This window comes from Xenorhabdus sp. XBWT (assembly GCF_059072735.1).
Genome location: NZ_CM180990.1, coordinates 2,546,832 through 2,565,618, shown reverse-complemented (window position 1 = coordinate 2,565,618; position 18,787 = coordinate 2,546,832). Strand labels below are relative to the sequence as shown.

At 46.4% G+C, this 18,787-nt stretch carries 8 protein-coding genes; 3 read left to right on the top strand and 5 right to left on the bottom strand.

Annotated features, from left to right (window positions below):
- Nucleotides 1-16: 16 nt before the first annotated feature.
- From AC5JQI_RS11165 to AC5JQI_RS11155, 3 genes are read right to left on the bottom strand one after another with little or no spacing between them, the layout of a single operon-like run.
- On the bottom strand, nucleotides 17-1,480 hold the full coding sequence (locus AC5JQI_RS11165; RefSeq protein ID WP_493912214.1) for a TolC family protein: 1,464 nt from the start codon (nucleotides 1,478-1,480) through the stop codon (nucleotides 17-19).
- On the bottom strand, nucleotides 1,473-2,681 hold the full coding sequence (locus AC5JQI_RS11160; RefSeq protein ID WP_493912213.1) for an ABC transporter permease: 1,209 nt from the start codon (nucleotides 2,679-2,681) through the stop codon (nucleotides 1,473-1,475). Before AC5JQI_RS11160 ends, AC5JQI_RS11165 begins: the two co-directional genes overlap by 8 nt.
- Entirely contained in the window at nucleotides 2,674-3,411 is a 738-nt protein-coding gene (locus tag AC5JQI_RS11155) for an ABC transporter ATP-binding protein (protein ID WP_493912212.1), read from the bottom strand. Before AC5JQI_RS11155 ends, AC5JQI_RS11160 begins: the two co-directional genes overlap by 8 nt.
- A 494-nt stretch (nucleotides 3,412-3,905) precedes the next feature.
- On the opposite strand from AC5JQI_RS11155, the gene AC5JQI_RS11150 reads away from it, so the two are divergent.
- From AC5JQI_RS11150 to AC5JQI_RS11140, 3 genes are all read left to right on the top strand, one after another.
- Entirely contained in the window at nucleotides 3,906-4,187 is a 282-nt protein-coding gene (locus tag AC5JQI_RS11150) for an LCI family antimicrobial peptide (RefSeq protein WP_493912211.1), read from the top strand.
- Between the two features lie 300 nt (nucleotides 4,188-4,487).
- Entirely contained in the window at nucleotides 4,488-4,772 is a 285-nt protein-coding gene (locus AC5JQI_RS11145) for an LCI family antimicrobial peptide (protein ID WP_493912210.1), read from the top strand.
- 293 nt (nucleotides 4,773-5,065) lie between these two features.
- Nucleotides 5,066-5,362: an LCI family antimicrobial peptide gene (locus tag AC5JQI_RS11140; RefSeq protein WP_493912209.1), complete on the top strand. Its 297-nt coding sequence runs from the start codon at nucleotides 5,066-5,068 to the stop codon at nucleotides 5,360-5,362.
- A 107-nt stretch (nucleotides 5,363-5,469) separates the two neighbouring features.
- Here AC5JQI_RS11140 and AC5JQI_RS11135 read toward each other — a convergent pair whose 3' ends face one another.
- Both AC5JQI_RS11135 and AC5JQI_RS11130 read right to left on the bottom strand, forming a co-directional pair.
- Nucleotides 5,470-7,920: a penicillin acylase family protein gene (locus AC5JQI_RS11135; RefSeq protein WP_493912208.1), complete on the bottom strand. Its 2,451-nt coding sequence runs from the start codon at nucleotides 7,918-7,920 to the stop codon at nucleotides 5,470-5,472.
- A gap of 93 nt (nucleotides 7,921-8,013) precedes the next feature.
- Complete coding sequence (locus AC5JQI_RS11130; RefSeq protein WP_493912207.1) at nucleotides 8,014-18,762, bottom strand: non-ribosomal peptide synthetase; 10,749 nt, start codon at nucleotides 18,760-18,762, stop codon at nucleotides 8,014-8,016.
- Nucleotides 18,763-18,787: the final 25 nt, after the last annotated feature.

The window sequence follows — 18,787 nt, the reverse complement described above, 5'->3', positions numbered from 1 at the left end:
TGTCAGTATTGAATGTTTATTCATTAATCGTTATTTCCCAGCTTTCCAGCGTTGTGCCCAGAATTTGATCCAGCTCAGCCTGCGCATTGAGATACTGGATAAGTGTATTCAAGCGGGCATTTTCCGCATTTCTTAGGTCGGTTTCAAAACTCAGTACCTGAAAGTTGCTGGATCGTCCTGCCTGTAATTTTTCCTGTTCAATTTCGAGTTTCTTTTGAGAAAGTGAACTGGCTTTTATCGCTAACTGATATTCCTGCCAGCGGGATTCGGTATCCCGGATGGCATTAATGACTTTCTGTTCCAGATTTATTCTTGCCTCTTCCAGATGTAATGCCTGCTTCTGAACATCAACTCTGGCCTGAACTTCCGCTTGTTTCTGTATCATATCCCCGATTGGGATCTCCAGTTGCATACCCACATAATTTTCCCAGTTGCGGGTGTCAGAAGAGGATGAACGATAATGGGACGTTCCTCCAACCAGTGATAAATCCCAGAGTCGGTTATCCCGGGCCTGCAATAGTTGAATATCTGCGGTTTTTGCGGAAAGTAGCTGGATAAGATAAACCGGTTGTTGAGCCTGCGCTTTTTTTATGGATTGTTCAACGTTCAGACTGACATGAGTGCCTTTAAGCGTATCGGTTGCATGGATAGGCGTTTTGAGATTCAGGGCGAGTAACTTAAGTAATGCCAGTTTTGTAGTATGCACATTATTTTCAGCCTCTTTCGCTGAAAGTTCTTGCATGGCGAGATCAGCCTGAGTTTGTATGATATCTGTTTGGGCCATTCTGCCGGCATCAATCAGTTCCTTATTTGTCTCCACTAATTTTTGCATACGTTTAAGGGAAGCGACAGACAATGCCTGTTGCTCCTGAGCGCGGAGTAACGAATGGTAGGCCAGAATGATTTGTGTGATTGAATCGGAAATCGTTGCTTTTAGATTCAGTCGGTTGGTCTGTTCCCGGAGTTTTGCCAATAAGGCCGGGGCATTATTAACATCGGTTCCAGCTCCCCGCAAAAGAGGCTGGATTACCGTAATACTTGCACCATCATTGTGAAAATTGTTTATCCCCGATTTATTGTTTTCACGTGCCCATGAAAGCGTGAAACGTGTTCCCAACGGAGTCAGTAATGTGGCCTTAGGAGAAAGGTTGGCTTTCCTGAAACTCGCATCCTGATTTTTACCCGTAATATAACGTCCGCTTAGCTGTAGTTTGGGTGTAAACCTGTCTTCTGCCACCCGCAAATCGAATTTCTGTGCGATGCGATCCAGATAAACACTGCGAATTGCATAGTTGTTTCTTAAACCCAACGAGATCGCGTCACTTAATGACAGGCCTATTACTTTTCCTGAGGTTTCCCGATGCAGGCTATGATCAGGTTCTGATGAAGCTGATTGTTTCTGTTCAGGCGCAGAAATTCCTGTTTGGGGAAAACAGAAGAACAGAGTCAGGAAACTATAAAAGACATATTTTTTAATCATCACGTAATGCCTGTACGGGTTCCATCTGTGAGGCTTTATGTGCGGGATAAACGCCGGAGATAAGTCCCGCCACAATTGAACTCCCGATCCCTAAAGGAATAGATGAGGGAGCCAGAGAAAATGACCAGCCGGAATACAGAACAAAAAGGAAAGAAACGATGACACCGACCAGTGCCCCAATAATTGCGCCTGCAAAAGTCAGTACAGCAGTTTCATACAAAAACAGATGTCGTATATCCTGAATTCTTGCGCCTAAGGCCATACGCAATCCGATTTCTTTGCGTCGGGCTGTGATGTTCATCAGCATGACATTGGAAATGGCAATGCCGCCGGTAAGTAATGAAATGCCTGCTAATCCTATCAACATAAAAGAAAAGGTTCTGCTTTGCTCTGTCTGCCCTTGCAGTAGTTGCTGAGCAATCTGAACTTCAATTTCAACCGTTGGGAACTTATGCTTAAAGAATGCCAATAAGTTCTTTGCATCGGTTTCTGTAGTGGAGGTTGTTATCGTGCGGGAAATAATGCCATTCAGATTAGTACTGGATGATATTTTACGCATAGTATCAATAGGAACAACAATTACCGAATCCAGAGAAAAAGGAAAAATAGGGTTTTGCCCTTTTACGTCGAAAATACCAATCACTGTGTATAAATAATTACCAAGCTGAATCTGCCTGCCAAGTATTCGGGATGCATCCCCTTCACCGAGGGTAACGGCTATTTCATTGCCAATAACCAGATAAGGAGAGCGCTGGTCATAATCAGAAATAAATCGGCCATGACGAATTTGCAATCGCATGACTTCTTCAAGTTCTGCGGAAGAACCTATCACGATAAATGTTTTTGTTTTCCCGTTATAGCGTACAGGAGAAGAGTAATAGATCCACGGGGCTGCTGAAGACAAACCGGGAACAGCCGTTTTCAGGTCATCCACTGTAATTGATTCAGCATCAACCCCATTATGATAGGAATAAAAATTTGTTGTAATGACATTGATATCAAGCCCGCTGAACATCTTTAATGCAGCAAGAGTGGCGTTATGCCCGGTATTCACAAAAGCCACAACAGATGCACAGCCAATAGCAATACCTGATAAAGCAAGCAGAGTATTTCTCCCTGTTGCCATTAAATTACGCCAGGCTTCTCTCCACATCATTAATGCCGACATGCCATAGCTGCCGAACTGACTCTTATCATACATGAACTGCCACACCTCTGGTTTCATGCAACTGACCGTCAACCATGAGTAATTCACGCTGCATATGGTTTGCAACCATAGAATCATGGGTTATTACGACCAGTGTCATCGCATTGTCTGTGTGAAGGGATGAAAGCAGCCACAAAATTTCTTCTGCCGTTTGTTGATCAAGATTTCCGGTGGGTTCATCCGCCAGCAGTAATGAAGGTTCTCCGACTAATGCCCTGGCGAGTGCCACCCGCTGCCGCTGACCGCCGGATAGATCTGCCGGATAATGGGTTGTACGATGGGAAAGTCCTACCAAATGTAATTTTTCTCTGGCGATTTTATAGGCCTGATAAGCAGAAATACCGCGGTAAAGAAGCGGCAGAGCGACATTTTCTGTTGCTGTCATTCCGGCCAATAAATGAAAACTTTGAAAAACAAAACCAATTTCTTTATTGCGCATTCTGGCCCGAAGTTCAGCATTGGCTGTTGACATATCAACGCCGCAAAGAAAATATTCCCCGGAAGTGGGTTTATCCAGCAGACCGAGAATATTCAGTAATGTACTTTTACCCGAACCCGATGTGCCAACAATCGCGCAACTCTGGCCGGCGAAAATCTGTGCTGTGATACCGTTCAGAATTGGTATTGGGTTTTTTTCACCATGTTGATAAATCCGGGTCAGTTGCTGCATATTGATAACAGGTGATATCAATGATGTTGGCTGAATAGAATTTACAGGAGCCATTATGTTTTATAGTATCCTATACCTTAATATCTATACCCTTTGTCTTTCAAGTTACCTCTTTGTTGGCTACGCTCACTCACCCCAGTCACATAGTTATCTATGTTCCCGGGAATTTTCTCCCTTGCCGCCGCGATGCATCTTGAAATCCATTGGGTATACATTGATATTTATCAAAATAACAGAATTCTGATAACAATAAGAAATTAGCAGTTAGATAATAATTAATGCACTTGACTGTATATTATTTAATTCAATAAGGTCTTAATTATAAATAAATTATTTTCACTATGTGAATAATAGAAATGTCAATACCTATTATAAATTATAATAATCTAAATTAGTTTTCTAATCCAGAATGAATGTATGGTCGGTTTCTAAATTTTAAAATTGCAACATCGACAGATGATAATTTATATTTACGTGCGTTATCAAAAATAACTTTATAAGTAATATATTTAAGTTTTAAATTCTAAAATTATGATAGGAGAATGTTTATGTTCAAGAAATTATTGACAGTTGGAGCATTGGCCGCGGGTGTTTTATTTGCAGGGACTGCATCGGCAAACGTAGCTATTCATTGGAACGAGTGCTATAACTCTCCTGAAGAGTACAGTAATGGATTATATACTAAATATGTAGTAAAAAATGGAGGAAAGTCTGTTTTTAGCAATGTAGAAAAAATTAATGGAATTACATGGTATTTTAAAGGAATAAAAAAATTAAGTCATTGTGGTTCAGATGTTCATGTTGGTAAATATGAAGGTAGACAAAAATAAAATCTCACCCAATAGTCTATTATTATAAAAATTTCATGGCACTGATAAACCTCGTTAAAAGTAACGGGGTTTTTGTTTTCCAATGAATAATATATTCCTATTTCCTATTATGACTTTTTTAACTACCTTTCTTAACTCTAGCTAAATTTACAATATAAAATAAAAACATACACAATTTCCAAATTTTGAAATAGCAATATTATTTTGTGATGGTTTACATTTAGCTTATCTTATCAAATATGATTTGATAAGTGATAAACTTATATCACAAGTCATGAAACTGTTAAAGGAAGGTTTTTTATGTTTAAGAAATTATTACTGGGCGGGGCATTGACAGCAGGTATTACATTAACTTTAGGCATTGGAACTGCATCGGCAAACGTAGATATTCCCTGGAACAACTGCTATTCTTCTTCTGTAGAATATCACAATGATTTATATACTAAATATCTTGTTAAAGATGGTATTGTTTTTCTCGATGTGCGTAATGAAGATGGCATCAAATGGCATTTAAAAGGCTTTAAAAAATTATATTCCTGTGGAATGAGTGTTTATGTTGGTAAATATGAAGGCATAAAGTCATAGGAAAATCACACCGAAAGCTACCTTATTCTTGTCTTTCAGTAAGTTAATAAACCTCGTTAAAACAACGGGGTTTTTAGCTTTATGATGGATAGTAATATTTAATTATTGTTCTGTCCTGTCATTATTTTATAATCCCAGCCAAACTTTCAATATATAAAATATATGCCTTTTCCAAATTTTGAAATGGTAAAAATATCTTGTGATGATTTACATTTAGCGCATCTTATCAAATATGCTTTGATAAGTGATAAATTTAAATAGAAAGTTTCTATAATGTTAAGGAGAAGTTTTTTATGTTTAAGAAATTATTCGTAGGCGGAGTATTGGCAGCAGGAATTGCATTAACTGGAAGCGTTGCAACTGCATCAGTAAATACAGATTCTAACTACTGTTATAGTTCTGGGAGAACCCACATCGGACTAAATGGTACGGTGTGGGTTGTATACGAAGTTCGCCCTAATTACATTTTTGATAGTGTATTCACTGACGGAAATATTCAATATCACTTACAGGGTGTTAAACCGGTAGCTCGTCATTGTGGTAAAGGATATATCGCTTACTACGAAGGTAATAAAATAAAAATCCTATGATGAGCCTCCTTTTAAAGGCTTTAATATCAAGAAATAGGTAGTTTTCTGTTCCGTCAGTGGCACCTCTTTTGCTGTAGTGACATTTGAATTTTATTTAACATGGAATATCAATCCGTTAAAATCAGAAGACTATAATTTGGATCTGAGACAATTTCTGATTCTGTAAATGGTAAATGTAACCATTGTTTAGTCTTATAGAAACGGGTGGAGTCACTATAATGTGGCGAAGCAGGATCATCTGACAATGAGGTTAATAATAAAGTATAAGCCTCTACTTTATTATTTGGAAAACCAACAAGCTGTAAGTAGCTGTTGCCAAAGGTATTGAGTTTTGTATCGTCGATATTTTTTACACAGGCAATGGTGAAATACCCGATTTCATCACAGCCACCATATAAAGGAACACGATTCTTTCCTCGTGATAAATATAAATAGTCACCTCGTTGTGCATTCAGTGATAATCCGTGATGATTTAAATCCAGCACAGTCGCTCCCAGTGCTTGTCGAAGTGTTTCTGTTATATCATCATGGAGTTTACGCGGTGTATTTAATGGATCGTTTTTGTCAAAGGGAATGGCAAATAAAATGTGATCCGGTAAATCCAGCAGACGATCCCAAACACCATCCCAAATATGTGCTCCTCGCGCGGTGATATGACCACTATTATCCCAAGCCTTTAGAATCTGGCAGGCTGTGGTTACATTAACCCGTTTCGGAGAGGAGTAGGTTATGTCATTCAGAGGATCATGTTGTACATCAACCAATGGTGAATGACAGGCTTTTTCTAACAGTTGGGCTTTGAATAATTCAGCAGTCAAAACACGGCTGTTTAAAACCATTTTCTGAAGTATCTCAGTGTTGATGAATTTCCCCGGGTACTGATCACGGCCTTGCAAACGTTCCTGTACCATTATATGACCTAAACGTGTACGCATACTGACAGGGGTATTATTATCGGGACCAAAGATGGCCGGGTAACCCGTCAGGGGAGATTGAGGATTGGTAAGCCAATAACTGTCGTTCATATTGGCAACATAATCAGTGCGCAACAAGTTGGGCATTCGCGCCGGCCCTACAGCACCGGTTTGGGCTGAATCAGGGTCACTCTGCCAATCACAGAAACTGCGTGAACCGTCAAAAAATGGGATAGCTGGATCTAATTGCGCAGCTAAGATTTGGCGCGATTTAGTGGTACACATTTTCACTTGTTCTGGAGAAACATTAGGGACAGCCCCCATATCTGCATACCAGGCCTGATCACTGCCACGACCAACAGCGACGGTATTCACCCAAGGCATAGCCACTTCTTGTTGTTGGATAGCAATAAATTCGTCAAGAGAACGGGATTGACCCCAGCGTACCCAATTTCGCCATGAGCGAAAATTTTCTTGATTGATATCGCGGACTGCAAATGCTTTTTCTGTATCCCAACTTAGTGGGGAAATATTCACCAGTGGTCCATATTCTGATTTATACAATGTGCGAGTAACCGGAGTCAAAGAGCCAGAATCTTGTTTAACCTGAACCGTGATGGTGTTGGCTTGCATTTTTATTTTTTTGCCATCACGTAGATAACTTAATGGGTCATCAGGTGCCAGACTGAGTTCATAAAACCCCATGTGGGCAGCTACCGAATTGGTGTGGCTCCATGCAATATTATCGTTAAAACCAATCTGGATAATGGGAATACCTAAAAACGATGCTCCACTGACATTAATTTCACCCGGGATTGTGAATTGAGCCTGATAAAAACGGTCTGGGCCAAACCAAAACCAATGCGGATTGCCAAACAATAGAGGGGAATCTGAATGGGTGGCTTGTGTTCCAAATCCATAAGCATTACTGCCAACGCCTTTGCTTGCCAAACTGTTCAAACGAAATGTAGCTATTGATAGGGGTGATTCAGTGGTTGAACTATCTGTATTTGATAATGCCGCAGGAGGTTGGGCACTGACAATGTTAGTTAACATACGGGTATACCCCTCCGCGAATAAGACCGCATACATACGCCGGTAAATATCCTGCTCACTGATTGGCTGGATCCAGATCTGATTGCGGCAAGCCTGATGTGCCGTGTTATGAAGGGATAATTCGTGCAGGTATCGGTTATAACCCGCCGTGAAGCCGGAAACAAGTTGTTTGACTTTTTCAGGTTGGGCTTGAATCATACGTTGTAACATATCTTCTGAAAGAATATGGCGGTGATAAAAATCAGAATCCAGATTTTTCACTCTATCTGTTACCCCTTCATAAACCAGTGTGGCTTGTCCGCCAAAATATCGGGAGCGTTCGCCACGATAAGTCAGAAAGGAATCTGCCATAGTACAAAGGTTGTCCTGTGCCTGAACATAACCATAGCCGTAACCTAATCCAAGCCAATTTTTAGCTTTAATATGTGGAATGCCTAAACTAGTGCGGCGTATTTCTGCATATTTATCCAAATGACCTTGAGCTTGTGTCGTAGGAGCATGATGAAGACAGCCCACCAATAAACTCGAGCTAAAAATGAAGGTAAACATTTTAAGGTAGGATTTTATTTTTATCGTTCCAAGTATCATGTTTTTTTCTCAGTAATAGTAAAAACATCTCTTCATAGAAGGGGATAAGAGCCAGCGTGTTGTTAACCACCTCCATAGGAGGTGGTTATTCAGTTAATCATTCTCTTTTGCAGCCATAATCGCTTTCAGTAAAGCCTGAGCGACATGTTTGATATGTGGCAACTTCATAATAGATTCATGAGAACCAGTAACAGGGACAATAGAAAGCTGTTCTTGTGGAATAATATCCTCCCACCCAAGGGCATAGCTATACGGCTTATTTTGCTCTGTTGCTCTGAATAAGACGACATGAGGAAGTATTTCTGAAGCTATGTTTGCTGGGGCAATCATGTTTGCTGGTGCAATATAGTGGTAAGCCGCAACCGCAATATTATGATAAAGGCTCAGATAGTAGAGAATATTCTCTGAAGGAATATGAGGTGATAGCAAATTGTTCTGCTGAGCAAAAGCCAGCAGCGCATTGAAATCATGTTTATCTGCAATCCTTTGTAATTTCTCATCCACATGAAGGGAGGTATCTGCTTCTTCCACCAGTAGATCATACAAAGTATTTTTTGCATTAAACAACAATCCAGACTGTTTATCTTCCTGAGTGAATGTATCTTGATAGCTGGAAACCGAATCAATTAATCCTATGAAATCGACAGTTTCTCCTTCGGCTATCAATTGATTCGCTATTTCATATGCAAGAGTTCCGCCTATTGACCATCCGGCAATCGTATAAGGTCCCGATATTTGTGCCTGACGAATAGAGGTAATGTACTCTTTAGCCATTTCGCTAAACGTTAATTGACGATTTTCATCGCCGAATCTATCACTGGCGGCGATTCCATAAATTGTCATGTCTTGATCATGAATATGTGCCGCAAGATCATAGGCATAGTGGATGCCACCTCCTGCTGGATGGACAAGAATCAGTGACGATTCACCTTTGCCCTGACGGACAATAGCTACATTTTTTTGCTGTTCCTGATGGCTACCGGATAAAAGCTGTTGGAGGTAACAGGTAAGCTTACTGATTGTTGGGTGAAGGAATAGATCTCGTATTGCTATATTGACGTTTAAAGCTCGACGTAAGCGGGTAACAATTTGTAATGTCAGTAGAGAGTGTCCACCGAGTTCGAAGAAATGATCATGCCGTCCGATACGGTCTAATCCGAGGTTTTCCTGCCAAATTTCAGCAATAATATTCTCTATTTCACCGATAGGCGCTTCATAGTCTTGAGTAATCACAGCAAACGCATCTGGTGAGGGTAAAGACTGACGATCCAGCTTACCATTTGGCGTTAGTGGAAATGAATCTAATGTGACAAAAGCATTGGGGATCATATAGTGGGGCAAACTGGTATGTAAGGTTTCGCGCAATTGCTCCAAACTCAGGGGCATTTCTGGTTGTAAAATCAGATAAGCCACCAGACGCTTATCATGAGTAATATCTTCACGCACCATCACAATCGCCTCCTGGATTCCAGGATAGGCAAGTAGTTTGGCTTCAATTTCACCCAGTTCAATCCGAAAACCACGGATCTTAACTTGAAAATCATTACGTCCGAGATAATCGATAGTACCATCAGAAAGCCAACGGCCTAAATCTCCTGTTTTATACATTCGCGCATCAACTTGCTCGCTGAAAGGATTGTGAACGAAGCGTTCATTAGTAAGTTCAGGACGATTCAGATAACCACGAGCCACTCCGATGCCTCCGATGTGAATTTCACCGATGACGCCAATGGGGACAGGCTGGTTGTGTTTATCAAGTAAATAAATTTGAGTATTGGCTATTGGACGACCAATCGTCATTTGAGATTTAGTGTGATGGTTGATTTGCTCCGTCAAAATGTTAGTGGATGCGGTTGACCAGATAGTTGTTTCTGTTGGTCCATACAGATTCCATAAGCCACTGACTTTTTGTTTTAAACGTTGTGCCAGTTCGTGAGATAACGGCTCTCCCCCGCTTAATGCCTTGATATTTGCGCCTTCCCATCCAGAATCAAGCAACATTCTCCAGGCAGTAGGTGTTGCCTGTACAATTTTGATGCTATGCGATGCAATTAATGCGCCCAATTGTTCAGGATCTTTAGCTATTCGTGATGGCGCTAAGACAATACGGCTGCCTCTGAATAAAGGTAAATAAAGCTCCAGCCCGGCTATATCAAAACCAATGGTCGTGGAGAAAAGCATTGTGTCGTCAGTCGTAATTTGCAGTATCTCTTGCATTGAGAGTAGCAGGTTAACCACACTGACATGTTCTATCATTACCCCTTTGGGTAGTCCTGTTGAACCGGATGTATACAGTACATATGCCAGATTACGTGATGTAACACCTAAATCAGAAGCTGGCAAATTACAATCTGGCTGATTTCTGATCTTTGTTTGGTATTCACTATCATCCAGTACCAATAAGGGAATGTCTGTATCGGGGAAACGAGTTTGCAGGGCAAGCTGGGTCAGTAATACTACCGGTCGGCTGTCTGACAACATATAGGACAGCCGTTCAGTAGGATAATCTGGATCAAGAGGAACATAACCTGCGCCTGCTTTTAATATACCTAATAAGCCGATGACCATATCTAGACTGCGTTCAACACAAATTGCCACCCTATCATCTGGACGTATACCAAGTTCAATTAAATAGTGCGCTAGCTGATTCGCTTTTCGGTTCAGTTCGTCGTAGCACCATTGTTGATCGCCGTAAATTAAGGCGATGGCCGCCGGAGAATACTCCACTTGTTGCTCAAAACGTTGGTAGATTAAATCATCCTGCGAATATTCAATATGAGTATTGTTGAATGTTTGTAAGAGTTGAATACGCTCTTCCTGTGGCAGGATGTTCAATTGCTGGCAGGTATATTCTGGTGAGTTTTGCAAAACCTCGACTAAGTCATATAGCACAGTGTGCATGAAGGCATTAATCCGTTTGGGATCAAGGAATGATACACACTGCGTGGTCAATGTGAATCCCTGTCCGGTATCATCAACTGCCAGACTCAGTGGGTAGTTGGTACGTTCATTAGAACTTAACAGCTCGATACCTTCCTGAGCAGATCGCGTATTCTGGTCGTTATCATTATCCGGGCTGTGGCGATAATTCAACAGGCTGTTAAACAGAGGTAAAGGTGCCTTGACGCCGCTGCATTGTTGAGCCAGTGAGAGTGGAGCTTGTTCGTGTTCCAATAATTCACTCAGTACCTGATAAGTTTGCTGAACAACTTGCTGCACAGTGAAACTACCTAATTTAATACGGATGGGAAGTGTATTCATAAACATACCGAGGATTTTGTCTGAATTGACTACCCCCTGTAAACGTCCCAACAGCACTGTGCCAAAAACAACATCATCTCGTCCGCTGCATTGTGCCAGTACTTGTGCCCAGCCGACGTGGAACAGTACTGCTGCACTGACGCCTTGTTGTTGAGCACAATTTCTCAGTGCGTGTGCCAGTGATATGTCTAATTCGCATTCAGCTTCTGCGAACTGTTCACTGTTTTCGCCATGAACTTCCAACAAACCAAAAAGCAAAGTTGGTTCATCGACATCAGCTAAAAGCTGGCGGAAGTAAGCCTGATGTTGCTCAAGTGGCACCATGCGGAGTTGAGCAATAAAATTACGGTAAGGCAGAGGAGAAGGCAGTTGATCTTCTTGCCCCAGGAGTATTGCCTGAATTTCATTGAAGATAATTTCCAGTGAATGATGATCACAAACCAGATGGTGATGTAGCAAGGCCAGCCACCATTTTCCGCTATGGGGATCTTTGGCAATGGTGGCTGATAATAATGGAGCCTGTGTAATATTCAGACGTATCAAATGTGGATCAGTATGATGACGTAATTGCTGCTCAGCCTCACCTTCGGGTGACAATGTCAGTTCAGTAATAGGAAGCTGTGCCTGACGATAAATAACTTGCACGGGTTCAGGAAGATCATGCCAATGAACTGCACTGCGTAAGATATCGTGACGGTTAATTATCTGCTGTAGTGCCCGCAAAAATGTCTCCAACCTCGCACGACAGTCAAAGGTTATCATCATATTGTCCAGATAAATGTCACCTTTTGTTTCCAGTAAATGGTGAAACAGGATCCCTTCCTGTAATGGTCCCAATGGGTAAATATCTTGAATATTACTAACACCGCCAGCCACGTTGGCAACGATTTGATCAATCTGCTCTTGGGTTAGTGACACCAATGGCAACATATCTGGTGTAATAATTTGACTATCATTTGTGATCAGATTAGGTGGAATAATTTGTGCTGTGGAATCATCAGTGGTCTTATTAACTAGCTGTTTTGCCATATCTGCCAGGACGGGAAATGAAAATACGGCACCAACCTGCAATGTAAAGCCGTGCTGGCGCAACTGTTCTATTAGGCTAACGACCCGTAAAGAGTGTCCTCCTAATTCAAAAAAGTGATCATGACGCCCTACTTGTTCCAGTTGCAGCAGATTTTGCCAGATAGTGGCTAATTTCCGTTCAGTGGTGTTGGCAGGAGCTTGATATTCACGGCTGATGACATCTGTGTGCTTAGGCGTTGGCAATGCCTTGCGATCTATTTTTCCATTTGGGGTAAATGGAAAAGCATCCAATGTCACAAATATACTGGGCAGCATATACTCCATTAGATGTGTACCTAATTGCTCACGCAACTGAATAGCATCCAGTGAGCTATCTGGCTGTGGAATAATATAAGCGACCAGATTGGTATTACCGTCCTTTTCTTCACGCGCTATAACCACCGCATCTTTAACCCCCGGGCAGGCCGCCAGCTGCGTTTCAATTTCCCCCAGTTCAATGCGGAATCCGCGGAGTTTGACCTGAAAATCATTGCGTCCGAGATAGAGGATATTGCCCTCCGGCAGCCATTGGCCGAGATCCCCGGTCCGGTACATACGCGCATCTGATGCAGTTGAGAATGGATCGGGAATAAAGCGCTCTGCGTTCAGTTCCGGACGATTCAGATAACCACGCGCAACCCCGGTACCACCAATGTAAATTTCCCCCGTGACCCCGACAGGCACCGGACGGCCGTGTGTATCCAGAATATAGATTTTGCTGTTGGACAACGGGCGCCCAATCGGAAGATTGTCCGCCACGGGCGGCATGGCGTTATCCCCAGCCCAGACCGTGGCCGTGACAGTGGTCTCCGTCGGCCCATAGGCGTTAAGCCAGCGGCAGGGATGGGTTTCAGGTAAAGCCTGCCATGTCTGCCAGTGACGGGCCTCCACTTTTTCACCGCCCACCGTCACCGTGCGTAAATACCGGCTGAAAGAGCAACGGCCGGCAGCCAGTTCCTGCACCCACAGATGCCAGAACGCCGTCGGCACATCAAGGACCGTAATGCGCTGTTCCTGCAGAAAAGCGTTAAATTCAGTATCGGGGATGTGCAGATGGGTTGGCCGTAGAATTAATGTCGCCCCCGCCGCCAAGGTTGGAAAAATTTCCGATACAGCGGTATCAAATGCCACCGCCGTAAATTGCAACACCCGGTCGCGGGCGCTGAGCGGGCTGGCTTGCAATTGTGCATCGACAAAGCTCATCACATTGCGATGTTCTATCATCACGCCTTTTGGTAACCCTGTGGAGCCGGAAGTATAAATCACATAGGCCAGATGGTGCGGCTGTAATCCCGACAGGGCCGGAACCGGGTTCTCTGTCGCATACGCCGCAAGGCTGGCTTGTTGGCTGGTCTCATCCAGACACCAGACGGGCACGTCAATATCCGGCAGGCGCGGGGATAAAGGGGTTTGCGTCAGCAGCAAGACCGGCGCACTGTCTGACAAGATATAAGACAGCCGCTCGCGGGGGTATTCCGTTGCGAGCGGCACATAACCGGCCCCCGCTTTTAGTATGCCCAATAAACCTAGGATGAGTTCTAAACTGCGTTCGGCATAAATGGCTACCCGGTCATCGGGTTGCACCCCGGCGGCTATCAGGGCGTGAGCCAGCTGATTAGCCCGCTGATTGAGGGCGGCGTAACTGAGGGACGTATCGCCCCAGACCAGAGCCGTGGCCTGGGGGGTCCGGGCGGCCTGCTGCTCAACCGCCTGATGTAACAGGCTGGCCGAGGGTGCCGTGACCGGGGGCGGATTAAAGGTTTCCAGTAACTGAATACGTTCCCCGTCCGGTAAGATAGCCAGCGTGTGGATAGCGCGAGCCGGGGCGGTGTGCAGGGCGCTCACCAGCTGGCTTAAGGCCGACACCATATACTGGTTAATGCGGGCCGGATTCAGATGCTGCGGACACTGGGCGGTTAACGCAAACCCGTCCTCAAAGGCATCGACATCCAGTGATAACGGATAGTTGCTGTGTTCTTTACCGGCCAGAATCTGGATCCCGGCCCAGGCCGGTGAGAGGGCGGTGTCGGGATCCCGCTGGCTGTGGCGAAAATTCAGTAAGCTGCTGAAGAGCGGGTGTGGCGCCGGAATGCCGCTGCACCGCTGCGCCAGCGCCAGCGGGGTCTGCTCGTGTGCCAGCAGGGCACTGAGCTGCTGATGGGTAGCCTGCACCGTTTGCAGCACCGTGCTGCCCTGTAGTGCAACCCGGACCGGCAGGGTATTGATCAGCATACCGAATATCTGCGCCGTCCCGGCCCCGCCCTGCAGGCGCCCGAGTAACACGGTGCCAAACACAACATCATCCTGCCCGCTGCACAGCGCCAGCACCTGAGCCCAGGCGACATGGAACAGGACGGCGGCACTGACTCCCTGTTGCCGGGCACACGCGGTTATCTGCTGACTGAGCACGTCCTCCAGCGGCATAACCGCTTCGGTGATATCGGCCGCGAGGTGTTGGGTGTCGGACAGGCCGAACGGCAGGGTCGGCTCTGTCACGTCTGCCAGCAGTTGCCGGAAGTAAGCCTGATGGGTGTCAGCCGGTACTGACCGGATCTGGGCAATAAAGTGCCGGTAAGGCAGTGACGGGGGCAGCGTGTCGCCCTGACCGGCGAGCAGTGCCTGCATCTCGTTGAAGATGATGTCCAAAGACAGGTGATCACACACCAGATGGTGGTGTTGTAAAGCCAGAAGCCAGTGTTCACTGCCGGGCTCCTGCGCGAAGGTGGCGGCTAATAACGGGGCCTGCGTGATATCCAGGCGGGCAGGCATCTGGCGGCGTAACTGCCGTTCGGTCTCCTCGCCGGGGGTCAGTACGGTTTCGGTCTGCGGCAGTGAAGCCTGACGGTACACTACCTGCACGGGCGCCGGTAAGCCCTGCCAGTGAACCGCACTGCGCAAAATATCATGGCGCGCGATCACCTGTTGCAGGACCTGTAAGAACCTGTCCAGCCGCGGGCGGTTATCAAAGCGGATAAACTGGCTGTCCAGGTAAGTGTCACCGTGCGTGTCCAGTAAATAATGGAATAAAATCCCTTCCTGCAAGGGTCCCAGTGGGTACATATCCTGAACATTGCTCACGCCCCCGGCCACACCGGCAACAACGTGGTTAATCTGCTCCTGCGTTAAGGAGACCAATGGCAGCATATCCGGCGTAATAACACGGCAGTCTTTTGCGATCACCTGTGGGGCAATGACCGGTGTTATGGCGCCATCCGCCGGCTCATCAGCCAGATGGTTTGCCATATCCGCTAACTCCGGGGATGAAAAAACCTCCCTGACTTTCAGTGTCAGCCTGTGCTGGCTCAATTGCTCAATCAGACTCACAATGAGCAACGAATGGCCGCCCAGTTCAAAGAAATTGTCATACCGCCCCACCTGTTCCAGATTCAACAGTTTCTGCCAGATAGCCGCCAGTTGCTGCTCGAAATACCCCTGGGGTGCAGCATATTCACGACTGGCACTGGCGGTGCGATCCGGTGCAGGCAGGGCAGATCGGTCTATCTTGCCATTTTGATTTAACGGAAAGGCTGCCAGGATGACAAATGCACTGGGGATCATATAGCCCGCCAAACGGCTTTGGAGCTGCTCACGCACGTGGTCAACCTTCAGAGTCCTATTGAGGTGAGGAATCAAATAAGCGACCAGCCGTTTATCCCCGCTATCGTCTTCTCTGGCGATCACGACAGCATCCTTAACCCCCGCACACCCCGCCAGCTGCGTTTCTATCTCGCCCAGTTCAATGCGGAATCCGCGGATTTTGACCTGAAAGTCATTACGTCCCAGATATTCGATAGTGCCGTCTGGCAGCCAGTGACCGAGATCGCCCGTTTTGTACATACGGGCATTCTGTTCCGCGGAGAAGGGATCAGGAATAAAGCGCTCGGCCGTCAGTTCCGGGCGATTAAGGTAGCCCTGGGTCACCCCGGCACCCGCAATATGGATTTCTCCGGTGACCCCTATCGGCACCGGCTGACCGTGAATATCGAGGATATAAATCTGAGTATTGGCAATCGGGTGACCAATTGGCACACTGTCAACAAAACGACGCAAACCATGGCGGATCGGGTGACTGCGGTCAAATACAACACACCCCACCGCCGTTTCGGTTGGCCCATACTCGTTAATCATCCGGGATTCTGGCGATAATTCGTGCCAGAGGGCGGCTGTCGCGTCGGGAAGCACCTCTCCGCCGACGACAAAACAATGTGCCGGGCATGTTTGCCCCCTCGACTGCAATGCCTGGCCGATCGCCAGAAGATGACGGGGCGTAATTTTCACCAATGTACAGCGTTCACTCGACAACAGGGCCGGCAGTAGTTCGGTCAGTTCCTGCCGGTCATGCAGCAAACGGAGCTGACCGCCACACAGTAAAGGCAGATAGAGGCTGGTCACTGTGGCATCAAAAGCCAATGGCGATGAAATAAGGCTGTCCAGTTGCCCTTCTGCCAGATAATAACGCTGAGCCCACTGTAAGTAGTTGCTGACATTGGCATGCCCGACCATAACCCCCTTGGGTTGACCGGTGGAACCGGAAGTGTAAATCACATAGGCCAGGTGATGCGGGGTCAGACCGGATACCTGAGGATTGGCATCCTGTATCGAGGCTGAAGTGAACAGCGATGGCACTGAATCATTGAGAAACACGGTAGGCACAGTGCAATGGGGGATATCAGGCAGGCCGGTTTGAGCAAGTAAAACAACGGGCGCGGCATCATTGAGCATATACGCCCGCCGTTCAGCCGGATAAGCAGGGTCAAGTGGCACATATCCCCCCCCTGCTTTCAGAATGGCAAGGACCCCGATCACCATGTCCAGGCTGCGCTCAGTATAAATAGCCACCAAAGAACCGGGATGTACCCCCAGCGTAATCAGATGATGGGCTAAACGATTGGCGCGGCGATTCAGTTCGTGGTAATTCAGCGATTGGCCGGCAAACACCGCGGCAATGGCCTCCGGCGTCCGCTGTACCTGCTGTTCAAACAGTTGATGGATAAGAATATCTTGCCGGTAATTTTTCGCCGTGTCGTTAAAATTGCGCAATAACTGGGTACGTTGCGGTGATGTCAGTAACGGCAGAACGGCGACCCGCTGGCTGTCATCATTGATCATTGCCTGCAATACATTCGTGAAATAGCCGCTCATGCGTTCAACGGTCGCCCGTTCAAACAGGTCGGTGGCGTATTCCAGCTCCCCGGTAATCCCGGCGGCGGTCTCGTTCAGGGATAATGTCAGGTCAAACTGGGCATTGTTGCGGACGGCAGGCACTTCGGCCAGCGTTAACCCGGGTAAGTCGGATCGGTAATTTTTGGGGGTGTTATCCAGGGCAAACATCACCTGAAAGATCGGACTGTGGCTCAGGCTTCGCGGCGGTTGCAGGGCTTCGACCAGTTGTTCAAACGGCAGATCCTGATGGGAATAGGCCGCCATCGTGTGATTTTTTACCCGGGCAAGTAAGGTCTGCACGGTGGGGTTATCGTCCACCGTGACCCTTAAAGCCAGGGTATTGACAAAGAAGCCGATCAACGGCTCTAACGCACTGTGCTGCCGGTTAGCCACGGGTGTGCCAATGATGATATCCGTCTGGCCGCTTAACCGGGCCAGTAACAGTCCCCAACCGGTCAGCAGGGTCATAAACAGAGTAGTGCCATGCCGCTGGCTTAAGGCTTTTAAGCTGGCCACGAGAGACGGGGACAAGATAAAGGGAACCTGATCGCCCCGGTAACTTTGCACCGCGGGCCGGGCGTGATCCGCAGGTAATTCCAGTAATGCCGGAATACCGTGTAACGTCTGGCGCCAGAAGGCCAGCTGGGTATCCAGCACCGTCCCCTGTAACCATTGCCGCTGCCAGAGCGCATAATCGGCATACTGCACGGGCAACGGCGGCAGCGGATCGGGCTGCCCTTGAGTAAAGGCCCGGTAAAGGGCGGACAGTTCATGCAGCAGAATATTCAGGGACCAGCCATCGGTAATAATGTGGTGCTGGGTTAACAGCAGGCGGTGTTGATGGTCGGCGAGCTTCAGTAATTGTGCGCGTATCAGCGGCCCGGCACTAAAATCGAAGGGCTGGCTGGCTTCCCATTCTGCGGCGGCTTCGATGGCCACGTGCTGGTCGGCGGCGGATAATTGACTGAAATCGTGGATCGTCAGGGCGAAACTGCTGTCCGGCTTACCGATGATTTGCCGGGCTTGTCCGTCGACCAGCCGGAAGGTGGTGCGTAAGATCTCATGCCGGGCGACAATGCGATCTAATGCGGCGGTGAGGGCCGGCAGATCAAGGGCGCCGTGCAGATCTACACTATCTGACACGTAATAGGCGGTTTGTGCCGCAGGGTCCAGTTGCGCCAAAAACCATAAGCGTTGCTGAGCCCAGGAGAGTGGCAATTCTTGTTTGGGGTTGGTTCTACTAGTTAGTTGATATTTTTCCTCAAGTTGCTTATCTGGAATTCTTCCCTTCAATTTTTTCTGAAGTACTTCCTGCTTTAACTGATTTAGTCTCTGTTCGTTATTATTCATTTTGTTTATTTTGCCCATTTTATTC

Excerpts from the sequence above, each read along its gene's own strand:
- AC5JQI_RS11135 (WP_493912208.1), bottom strand. The coding sequence starts at position 7,920 with ATGATACTTGGAACGATAAAAATAAAATCCTACCTTAAAATGTTTACC.
- AC5JQI_RS11140 (WP_493912209.1), top strand. The coding sequence starts at position 5,066 with ATGTTTAAGAAATTATTCGTAGGCGGAGTATTGGCAGCAGGAATTGCA.
- AC5JQI_RS11130 (WP_493912207.1), bottom strand. The coding sequence starts at position 18,762 with ATGAATAATAACGAACAGAGACTAAATCAGTTAAAGCAGGAAGTACTT.
- AC5JQI_RS11160 (WP_493912213.1), bottom strand. The coding sequence starts at position 2,681 with ATGTATGATAAGAGTCAGTTCGGCAGCTATGGCATGTCGGCATTAATG.
- AC5JQI_RS11155 (WP_493912212.1), bottom strand. The coding sequence starts at position 3,411 with ATGGCTCCTGTAAATTCTATTCAGCCAACATCATTGATATCACCTGTT.
- AC5JQI_RS11165 (WP_493912214.1), bottom strand. The coding sequence starts at position 1,480 with ATGATTAAAAAATATGTCTTTTATAGTTTCCTGACTCTGTTCTTCTGT.
- AC5JQI_RS11150 (WP_493912211.1), top strand. The coding sequence starts at position 3,906 with ATGTTCAAGAAATTATTGACAGTTGGAGCATTGGCCGCGGGTGTTTTA.
- AC5JQI_RS11145 (WP_493912210.1), top strand. The coding sequence starts at position 4,488 with ATGTTTAAGAAATTATTACTGGGCGGGGCATTGACAGCAGGTATTACA.